General features: G+C 70.4%; 7 protein-coding genes and 1 pseudogene. 1 reads left to right on the top strand and 7 read right to left on the bottom strand.

Features of this window, described 5'->3' with window-relative positions; genetic code table 11:
• From JWR33_RS08400 to JWR33_RS08390, 3 genes are all read right to left on the bottom strand, one after another.
• The coding region (locus tag JWR33_RS08400) for a LicD family protein (RefSeq protein ID WP_297411014.1) at window positions 1-1,085 on the bottom strand (1,085 nt) is incomplete at its 3' end.
• 50 nt (window positions 1,086-1,135) lie between these two features.
• Entirely contained in the window at window positions 1,136-2,911 is a 1,776-nt protein-coding gene (locus JWR33_RS08395; RefSeq protein WP_297411012.1) for a CDP-glycerol glycerophosphotransferase family protein, read from the bottom strand.
• A complete protein-coding gene (locus tag JWR33_RS08390) occupies window positions 2,908-4,686 on the bottom strand; it encodes a CDP-glycerol glycerophosphotransferase family protein (protein ID WP_297411010.1) in 1,779 nt (592 codons plus the stop codon). Before JWR33_RS08390 ends, JWR33_RS08395 begins: the two co-directional genes overlap by 4 nt.
• A 152-nt stretch (window positions 4,687-4,838) precedes the next feature.
• Between JWR33_RS08390 and JWR33_RS08385 the strand changes: the two genes are divergently transcribed.
• Window positions 4,839-6,593 (top strand): glycosyltransferase, encoded by a 1,755-nt coding sequence (locus JWR33_RS08385; protein WP_297411008.1) that lies wholly within the window; start codon window positions 4,839-4,841, stop codon window positions 6,591-6,593.
• A 34-nt stretch (window positions 6,594-6,627) separates the two neighbouring features.
• On the opposite strand, the gene glf is transcribed toward JWR33_RS08385, so the two are convergent.
• The 4 genes and pseudogenes from glf to JWR33_RS08365 all read right to left on the bottom strand — a co-directional run.
• Window positions 6,628-7,779: a UDP-galactopyranose mutase gene (gene glf, locus JWR33_RS08380; RefSeq protein WP_297411006.1), complete on the bottom strand. Its 1,152-nt coding sequence runs from the start codon at window positions 7,777-7,779 to the stop codon at window positions 6,628-6,630.
• 89 nt (window positions 7,780-7,868) lie between these two features.
• The gene (locus tag JWR33_RS08375) at window positions 7,869-8,693 is read right to left on the bottom strand and encodes a glycosyltransferase (RefSeq protein WP_297411004.1); all 825 of its coding nucleotides are present in this window, start codon (window positions 8,691-8,693) and stop codon (window positions 7,869-7,871) included.
• 5 nt (window positions 8,694-8,698) lie between these two features.
• On the bottom strand, window positions 8,699-9,670 hold the full coding sequence (locus JWR33_RS08370) for a glycosyltransferase (protein ID WP_297411002.1): 972 nt from the start codon (window positions 9,668-9,670) through the stop codon (window positions 8,699-8,701).
• A gap of 35 nt (window positions 9,671-9,705) precedes the next feature.
• Window positions 9,706-10,199, bottom strand: a pseudogene (locus JWR33_RS08365) (hypothetical protein); the annotation flags it as partial.

Raw genomic sequence — 10,199 nt, 5'->3', positions numbered from 1 at the left:
TGTGCCCGATGACCTTCGGCCGCGAGAGCCTTCGTCAGCTGCCCCGTCCCACAGCCGAGGTCGAGCACGTCTGCGCCGGGCTCCAGGCGAGCGAGCAGCGTCCGGAGGAAGCGGTCGTCTCCGCTGGGCTCGTCGGCGCCGAGCGCGGCGTAGTACGCCTCCCAGTAGACCCGGTTGAGGTTCTGTGACCCGAACCAGCTCTCGAAGCGGCGGCGTGTCGGCAGAGGTGTGACAAAGCGGAAGGAGGGGTCGGGGGTGCGCCAGCCCGGCCCGTAGCAGAGCTCCAGCCAGCGCTCCGGCTCGGCGACGCTGGGGAACTCGACGCCTCCGAGGGTCAGCGTGGTGAGCGGCAGGATCGCCTCGCGGGGCAGCTGTCCGCGCACGTGGATGGGCTGGCAGAACTCCCCGTCCGGTCGGCAGAAGGCGCTGAAGATGTCGATGTAGTTCTCGATGGAGCCGGTGGCGCTGAAGAACGTGATCTGCAGATGCGCCGCGCTGTGCCGGACGACGGTGTAGCCGAGCGCGGCGAGCTCATCCTCCATCCGGTAGCTCGCCAGAGCGAGGTCGGCGGGGTCGGTGGCATCGAACAGGACGCCGAAGTCCGTGTCGTCGTCATGGGGCAGCATCTCGCCGCTGCGCACGGCCCCGAGAAGCGTGCCGCCCGTGATGTAGGCCAGGTAGCCCAGCTCCTCCAGCTGGGTCGCCAACAGCCGGGACCGCGCGAGGAGGCGTGCCTGGCCGCCGCTGTCGTCGCCTTCGAAGGTGGGGCCGAGCCGGTGCCACTTGTTGACGGACAGCCGCCGGCCCTGTCCGTCACGGATGTCGAACGGGCCGCGCTTGCGCCCGATCCGCACCCGCGCCTCGGCGAGGAGCACCGCGGTCGAGGAGTCGCGCACGGTGACGACGCCGCGTCCCCGGACCCGCTTGGCGAGCTGCAGCGGCCACAGCAGGCGCCGGCGTCCGCGCTGATCCGGTGGGGGCAGCGTGGTCGACCACACGCGGCTGCCGTCGATGAGGATGTCGACCGTCTGCACCGGCGACGTCGCCGGCAGCCAGAAGCTCAGCCCGCGCCTGCCCACACGCATGCTCGTCGACCGTCCCGAGGTCGGCCGGGCCGTTCCGTGCGTCGCCCCCACTAGACGGCAGTCCCGACCGACGCGCTGCCGCGCACCTCGCCGTCCTGATGCCCGGTCACTCCCCGCGCGCGCTGCAGCCGCAGCGCCTCGTCGACGGCATGGTGGAAGCGGGTGACCGGGTCGAACTCGGACTCGCCCAGCAGGTACGCGGCCACCTCGGCTCGGCGGGCGCGGTTGATGTCTGCTCCTCGGGCATCCTCGACGAACTCCTCCAGTCCGGCACAGTCCGGCGGAAGGATCGACGCGCCGCCGGTGGAGGGGTATTCGACCCGGAATGCGTCGATGCTCTCCCCGCTCGGGTTCGAGACGATGTACGGCTTGCGGGAGTACAGGAAGTCCGTGACGACGCTCGAGATGTCGCTGATCAGCAGGTCGGCCTCGTTGAAGGCCGCATAGAGCCCGGTCAGATCCTCCACGACGAGGTTCGGCGCGCCGGCGTCGGCGAGCAGGGCTCGGATCCGCCGGTCGGCCTCGCTGAACGCCGGATCCTTGGATCCGGTTGCGGGATGAGGCTTGTAGAGCACCCGGACCCGAGGCAGCTGGAGGAGGGTGGAGACGATCCTCTCGCCCATCAGCTTCACCGAGGAGTAGCTCCAGGCGGCATAGAAGCCCTCCCAGGTGGGGGCGTAGAGCACCGTGAAGACGCCCTCAGGGGGAACGCTCTGCACCTCGGAGGAGACCGCGCGGCGGATCTCGGCCAGCTGTGGCCGACCGATCTCGCGGATCTGCTCGTCGCGCACCCCGACATGGGCTTTCAGGTACCTGTCCCGGGCCGCCGGGCCGGCCACCCACACCTCGTCGTAGATCCGGGAGATGGGCGTCGCGCTGCCGCCCTTGTCGCTGTCCCCATGGCCGACGAAGACGTCGAAGATGCCGGGGATGCGGATCAGGTGATTGTTGACGGCGATGTTCGTCGGGTACAGCGCGAGCTTGAGCGAATCGACCGCGAAGAGCTCGACGTCGGTGTTCTTGTTCAGGTGCAGGACCGGCAGCCCCGCCCTGCGCGCTGCGGGCAGGTGCCAGCCCTCGCGCACCATCACCACCGTGGGACGCTCCAGCGTGGCGAGGATGGGCAGCCAGACCTCGATCACGTGAGTGGAGGAGCGGGGCCCGCCGAAGTACAGCGCGACCTCGGGAGCCATCCGCTGGACCGCCGCCCGGACCTCGGCGCGGACGGCGTCGGGCGGCGGGGCGGACCGCCCGCGGCCCGCATGCCATTCCAGAACCAGGATGACGGCGCCGGCCACGAGCGCGAGAGCCGACGTGATGAGAACCGGGGCGGGGGTTCCCCGGGCGGACGTGATGGCCAGGCCCACCGGGATCGCTGCGCTGACGGGGAGGAAGTAGAACGCCACGGTGGCCGGATCCGGCCGCCGCCGTTCCGGCGAGTCCTCGATTCCGGGGATGTTCGCCCACCCGATGGGGCGCACGTCCGCCTCCGCCCTGCGCCGCGCCAGCAGGTTCGTCACGCCGCGGAGCGCGATGAGCAGCATGAGCGTCACCGTGACCAGGGTGGTCGTCGACCCCGCCTCGAGCACCCGCATGGCGAGCAGCGCGGTGAGCAGATCCACCGTCAGCAGACGGTAGTCGGGACCGAGCTGGACATCGATGAAGCTCGGCACGACGAGCCAGGTGCGGCTCGCGATCCAGGGCTCCAGCACGGCGACCAGCGCAACGAACAGGACGAACACGAGCGGTTCGCCCATGACTCCGGCGGTCACGAGTCCGCCGTAGGAGACGCCGAGAGCCGCGCAGCCGAGCAGCCGGCGGATCATGCGCGCCTCTCCTCGAGCAGTGCTATCGAGATCTGCCCCGTGCTGTCATCCTCCGCCCGCTGAGCGCATCCCTCGATCTCGTCGAGGAAGCGCGTCAGGGGTTCTGTCCCTGAGCCGAGCAGGTAGCGCGCGAGCGCGAGGCGGTCGGTGCGCCGGCTGTCCACCGTGGCCGCGTCGCGAAGGTAGCCGGCCAGTTTCGAGATGTCGCGGTCGAGCAGGTACGCGGCCGCCGCGGACGGGAACCGGGAGAGGAACGCATCCTCCGGATCCTGTCGGGGGTTGGTGACGATGTAGGGCTTCCGGGAGGCGAGGAAGTCCGTGATGAGGCTGGAGACGTCGGTGATGAGGAGGTCGGCGCGGTTGAACGCCTGGTAGAGGCTGCCGCTGCCCGTGCCCACCACCTCGTGCCCGGCGCCCGGGGAGGCAGCGAGCAGGTGCGCGATCCGCGCGCTCGCCTGGGTCGCCTCGCGCAGCCGTTCGCCTGTGGCGGGGTGCGGCTTGAAGAGGACGGTGGCCCCCGCATCGAGCAGCGCCCGCACGATCTGCTCACCCATGCCGGCAAGTGAGGAGTAGTCCGACTGGTCGAAGAATCCCTCCCAGGTCGGCGCGTACAGGACCCGGACCGGCCGCTGCCCGATCGGCTCCTGGGCCTGCACGATGCCCGCGAGCTGCGGGCGCCCCACGATCCGGATCTGCTGTTCGCGGAAGCCCTCCTTCGTCGCTGCATAGCGGTCGGCTCCGGCCTGCCCGGCGACCCAGATCTCGTCGTACATGCGCGACACCGGGCTGTAGCTTCCCGCCTTGTCGCTGTCGCCGTGCCCGATGAAGCAGTGGCGCATCCCGGGAAGCCGCACCATGTGGTTGTTCTTGATGACGTTGGTCGGATAGAGCACGACCCGCATCGAGGGGGTGGCGAACCTCTCCACGTCGGGCGCCGTGGGCAGCACCACGATCGGGACCGTCACGCCCTCGAGCACCGAGAGGTGCGTCCGCTCGCGCAGGATGATGGCGGCGGGGCGCCGGATCGAGGTGAGCACGTCCAGCCAGACGGCAAGCGCATAGCTGCCGGAGGCCGGCGAGGAGAAGTAGAAGACCACCTCAGGGCGGGTCGCCTGGAACGCCTGCCGGACGGCCTCGTTGGCGTCGGAGACCGGACCGCGGGCCCGCATCCTGCGCCACGCCAGGAGACCGAGGAGCACCAGCACGGACACGGCGACCGACGTGGCCAGCGCGCCCGCGACCAGCCACCAGGAATTGCGAGCGGTCGCGGCCGCTCCCGCTCCCGCGAGCAGGAGCACCTCACTGGCCGCGATCAGCTGCACGCCGTCTCCACCGAGGCGAGCGGGCACCGGCTCCCGGAACACGGGCGAGGAGGTGACTCCGCGGACCGGGACGTTGCGCCAGGCCACCTCTGCGTCCGCGCGCTGGCGCAGGGAGAGCATCGCCCGGGAGTAGACCGCGTTGCCGAGCCCCAGAGCGAGGACCGCGACGATCGCCGCGACGATCGCAGGGCCGGCGAAGATGTCCTGCATGGCCGCGAGGCCCACGAACAGCAGGCCGCCCCGCAGCCAGGTCCTCGCTGCGAAGCCGAGCTGCAGGCGGGCGAGCAGCCGGGTGGCCGCGTTCGGAGCGGCGAGCAGCACCTGATCGGAGACGAACGCGAGCACCGCCGAGGCGAGGAACAGCGGAGCCGCTTCGACGAGGGCCCCGCACAGCAGCCCGACAAGACCGAGAAGGAGGCCCGCGACCGCCGCCCGTCCCACCGACTCCCGCACGTGTCCCGTTCCCCGTCTCCGCCGGATAGCCGGCCCTTCGATCGATCGATTCTACGTCGGAGCCCCGGATCCGCTGGGACCCGCACGGAGCCGCCCGGCCGCCGAGCGCGCATCGGCTAATCTTCTGCGATGACGTCCCCGAGGAACCGCCCATGACGTCGCGGTTCCTGCTCGCCCGCGTCACCACGCCGCTCGACGGCCCGAACGGTGCGTACTTCGGAGCCTTTCCCGCCGCCTACTGGCGGCACTGGACGCACCTGCGGACCGTCACCCTCAGCACCCGAACCGCGGGCGCGGGTCAGCTGCGGATCCTCAGATCGGACGCGTCAGGGCAGTCCGCGCCGGTCGAGACCATCACTGTCGCCGACTCCGCGGAGACGGTCCGCGCGCTCCCCCTCGGCTCCTTCGAGGACGGCGGTTGGTACTGGTTCGAGCTCTCCGCCGGCCTCGAGCTGCTGGGCGCCACGTGGTCGGCCGACACCCCGCCGCTTCGCGCATCGAAGCTCACGCTGGGCACCACCACGATGAACAAGCCGGACTACGTGCTGCAGACGCTCGGCGCGCTTGCCGACGCTCCCGAGCTCCTCGCCGAGATCGACCGGATCCTGGTCATCGACCAGGGGACCGACCGGGTGACCGCACAGGCCGGCTTCGAGGAGGCGCGGAGCCGGCTCGACGACCGCCTGCAGGTGATCGAGCAGGCGAACCTCGGCGGCTCCGGCGGATTCGCCCGCGCCATGTACGAGGGGCTGCAGCTGCCCGGGACCGGATCGGTGCTGCTGCTCGATGACGATGTGCGAATCGATGCGGAGAGCATCCTCCGGCTGCTGCGGTTCTCGCGCTACTGCGCCGAGCCGACGATCGTCGGGGGCCAGATGCTCGACCTGGCGCACCCGACGGTGCTGCACGCCTTCGCCGAGATCGTCGATCGCACCTCGCTCTACTGGGGACCGGCGTTCCCGGAGCAGCTGCGCCACGATCTCGCCACCTCCGGCCTCGCCTCGACCCCCTGGATGCACCGCAGGCTGGACGCGGATTACAACGGGTGGTGGATGTGCCTCATCCCGGTCGAGGTGCTGAGGTCCGTCGGGCTCGCCGCGCCGCTCTTCATCAAGTGGGACGACGCGGAGTACGGCCTGCGCGCGCAGGACGCCGGCATCGCAACCGTGACCCTTCCCGGCGCCGCGATCTGGCACGTCTCCTGGCTCGACAAGGACGACACCCAGGACTGGCAGGCCTACTACCACGCCCGCAACCGCATCGTCACGGCGCTGCTGCACTCCTCCTCTCCCCGCGGACGGGCGGTGCTGCGGGCGAGCGCCAACCAGGACGTCAAGCAGCTGCTGATGATGCAGTACTACGCCATCACCCTGCGCCACCGCGCCCTCCAGGACGTGCTCGCCGGACCCGGGGGCATGCACGAGGCGCTCGGCTCCACCCTTCCCCGGCTCCGGGAGGCCGCGGCCCGCTTCCCCGAGAAGAAGGTGTATCGGGAGGGGGACCGTCCATCCACCCGTCTGGGGCTGCGGCATCCCGCGAACGCGGATCGGAAGTTCGCCCCCCGCGGCATCAGGCTGGCCGGGTGGACGGCGGCGCAGGTGCTGCGGCACTGGGTGCGTCGCACGCCCGAGGACGCGCTGCAGCGCCCCAACCTGGAGCTCACCCGCGGGGACGCCACCTGGTGGGTCCTCCCGCGCGCGGACAGCGTCCTCGTGCCCACCGCCGACGGCGCAGGACTGGCGTGGTACCGGCGGGACCGGGCGCAGTTCCGGCGCCTCCTCACGGAGAGCGTCCGCCTCCATCGCACGCTGCGCCGCAGCTGGCCGCGGCTCGCGGAGGACTACCGGGCGGCGCTGCCCGAACTGACCTCTCCGGAGACATGGGAGACCACCTTCAGCGGACGCTGAGCGGTTCAACCCACTCGGCGGATCGCGGACAAGGCTACGGAACGAGCGCCTCGCCGGACTCGAAGTGCGGCCGCAGGCGGTTGCTGAACATCGACAGCGCCGACCCGATCGCCATGTGCATGTCGAGGTACTGGTAGGTTCCCAGCCGCCCGCCGAAGAGCACGTTCGGCTCGGCCTTCGCCAGCTCCCGGTACTGCACCAGCCCCGCCCGATCCGATGCGGTGTTGACCGGGTAGTAGGGCTCGTCGCCGCGCTGCGCGAACCGGGAGAACTCGCGCATGATCACCGTCTGGTCGGACGGATACTCGCGCTCCGGGTGGAAGTGGCGGAACTCGTGGATGCGCGTGTACGGGACGTCCTCGTCCGAGTAGTTCATCACCGGGGTCCCCTGGAAGTCGCCGACGGGGAGTACCTCCTGCTCGAAGTCCAGGGTCCGCCAGGCCAGTTCGCCTGCCTGATAGTCGAAGTACCGGTCGATCGGACCCGTGTAGACGACCGGCAGACGTCCGGCCGTGCCGCTCCTGCTCCACTCATGGCTCGAGTCGAAGAAGTCGGTGTCGAGCTTCACGTCGATGCGGGGGTGGTCGGCCATCCGCTCAAGCCAGGACGTGTAGCCGTCGGTGGGAAGGCCCTCGTAGGTGTCGTTGAAGTAGCGGTTGTCGTAGTTGTAGCGCACCGGGAGACGCCCGATGACCTCGGCCGGCAGCTCCCGCGGGTCGGTCTGCCACTGCTTGGCGGTGTAGCCGCGGATGAACGCTTCGTACAGGGGGCGGCCGATCAGCGAGACCGCCTTGTCCTCCAGGTTCGAGATCTCGCCTGGCGAGACCTCGGCGGCCTGAGAGGCGACCAGGGCGCGGGCCGACTCCGGCGAGTGCGCGGCGCGGAAGAACTGGTTGATGGTGCCGAGATTGATCGGCAGCGGGTACACCTCACCGCGGTAGTTGGCGTAGACGCGGTGCTGGTAGGAGGTGAAGGTGGTGAACCGGTTGACGTAGTCCCACACCTGACGGTTGGACGTATGGAACAGGTGGGCGCCGTAGCGGTGCACCTCGATGCCGGTCTCCGGCTCCCTCTCGCTGTACGCATTGCCTCCGATGTGGCCGCGCCGATCGATGACGGTCACGCGCAGGCCGAGCTCGTCGGCCATGCGCTCGGCGATCGTGAGGCCGAAGAATCCGGAGCCCACGACGAGAAGATCGGTGATGGTTGTCCCTTCCGCCGGAGACGCGTCTGCGCCCCCGCAAGGCTAACAAAAGCCCCACCGGGCCTGAGCGGCTAGCCCTGCGCGATGAGCCTGCGGTAGGCGAGCCTCCGCATGGCCACGGGGACCAGCCGGTAGCCCGCCCGGATCAGCACATTGCGAGCGGCCTGCGCCGGCGTGGTGAAGCCGGTCCGGCGGAACTCGCGCTGCAGCGCGATCTCGGCCCTGAGCTGGGCGATTCCGCCCCGCCGGGCATAAGCACCTGCCCCCACCCGGTACAGCACCAGCGGATCGGAGAGATTGTCCACCCGGGCACCCGCTGCGATCATTCGGGCGAAGAGCCAGTAGTCCTCCATGAGCCCCATGGACTGGTATCCGCCGGCCTGCTCGACCGCCGCGCGCCGGTAGACGACAGTCGGGTGGTTGAACGGGTCGTGGAAGCGCGCGTAGCGCTCGATGCGCTCCTGACCCACCGGGGGCTGCCGACGACCGCTGACCTGCTGAGGGTCGTTCTGGAACTCGTACATCCCGGTGCCGAGGATGTCGAGCCGTCGGTCCACCATCACGGGGATCTGCGCGGCGAAACGACCGGGAAGAGCGATGTCGTCCGCGTCCATCCGCGCGACCAGGTCGTGCCTGCAGGCGCGGAGGCCGTGCGTGAGCGCCTCCGCGAGCCCCTGATTCGTCTCCAGCCGCACGTGGGTGACCGGCACCGGACTGGTTTCGCGGATCCGCTCGAGCTCCGCGGCGAGGGCGGGGCCCACCGGCCCGTCCTGGACGACCACCACCTCGCTCGGCCGCAGAGTCTGCTCCTCGACAGCGCTCGAGAAGGAGCGCCGGAGGAATGCCGCGTCATCGCCGTGATAGACCGGCAGCAGCAGCGAGAATTCCGCGGACATGCCGATCACCGGGGCGGGTCGACCGCGGCGAGAGCCGCGAGAACAGACCCCGGTACGCCGGCATCCGCCAGCACAGCCGAGTTGGGGTGGGGACGCCGGCCGAACCCGTCCCGCAGGCCACGGACGAGCCCGGCTCTGAGGACCGGCCGGTTCGCGGAGCCGCGGAAGGTGCGCACCCACCGGGCGAGCGACGACGCGAGGTAGAGCGCCTTCTCGAGGAGCGACAGCGATCGGGAGAAGCGGAAAAGCCAGACCTTGTTGCGCACCTCCCAGTAGAAGCGCTCGCCGGGATCCGCGTCGGTCGAGCCGAGCACCCTCGTCTTGTGCACGACCACGCTCGTCGGCCAGACAACCCCGGCGGAGCGCCGGATCAGGCGGCTGGCGAACTCGAAGTCGTCGTTCCAGAGGAAGTAGTCGGCGACCGGAAAGCCGGCCTTCCTGATCGCTTCCGCGGAGAACATCGATGACACGAACGAGGACGAGCGGACCGGCATGCCGCCGGAGGACTCGACGTGGCGGCGGAGCCGCCTGGTGGCGAACGGGTTCGGTCGTGGGGTGTTCATCGGGTGGTCCTGGCCGTCGATCCAGACCACTCGGGAGGCGAGGACCGAGGGCCGGAGCGGAAGCAGCGCAGCATCTGCCGCCAGGAGCTCGTCGAGCGCCGTCCGATTGGGAACCGTGTCGTCGTCCATCACCCAGACCCAGTCAGGACGGTGCTGCTCCATGGCCCGCGCGATGCCGACCGTGAAGCCGCCCGCTCCGCCGGTGTTCCGTGTCAGTGCCACCACATCCGCGTCCGGGGCTGCCGCGCGGACGACCGCGAGGGTGCGGTCCGTCGAGGCGTTGTCGACGATGACCACGGCGTCGACCGGGCGCGACTGGTTCAGGAGCGCCGCGAGGCACTCCCCCACCAGCTCCTGCCGGTTGTATGCGACCACGACCGCCACGACTCGGGGGTGCGGGAGGGAGGGCTGCATCAGGGTTCTGTCCGAGCCGGGCGCGGACAGGCCACCTATTGGACGACCGCCCCGGACTTCGCGCTCCATCGTATGGTGCCGTGCTGGAACGTCTGGGCGCTCACGCCGGTCCCCGCCGACTTCGCGGATCCCGTGGGCCAACCCAACCGACCGGTCTGTGCGCCCTGGGCGAGATAGGCCGCGCGCAGGTCGAGCCGCACGGCGTAGGCCCCGGAGGCGGAGGAGTAGATCCCGCCGCTCTGGAACTCCTGCACGTCGCCGCCCTCGGTCCCGGTGGAGTGCTTGGCGTTCCCGACTGGCCAGCCGAGGGTGCCCGCCTCGCCGCCGCGCCGCAGATACTCCGCCAGGACCGCCCCGGTCATCGCATGAGCCCCCTTGGCTGCCGTGTAATACACGGTGCCCCCGGTGAACCTCTGGATCGCGCCGCCGCCGTTGGCCTTCGAGTTCGTCGCGCCCGTCGTCGGCCAGCCCAGGATCCCCTTCTGCCCACCCGCCGCGTCATACGCGTTCAGAATGTCGAGCCGGACGG

This window comes from Naasia sp. (genome assembly GCF_025465545.1).
Taxonomy (GTDB): Bacteria; Actinomycetota; Actinomycetes; order Actinomycetales; family Microbacteriaceae; genus Naasia.
The sequence above is the reverse complement of the archived record's forward strand: the minus strand, read 5'-3'. Positions and strand labels throughout refer to the sequence as shown.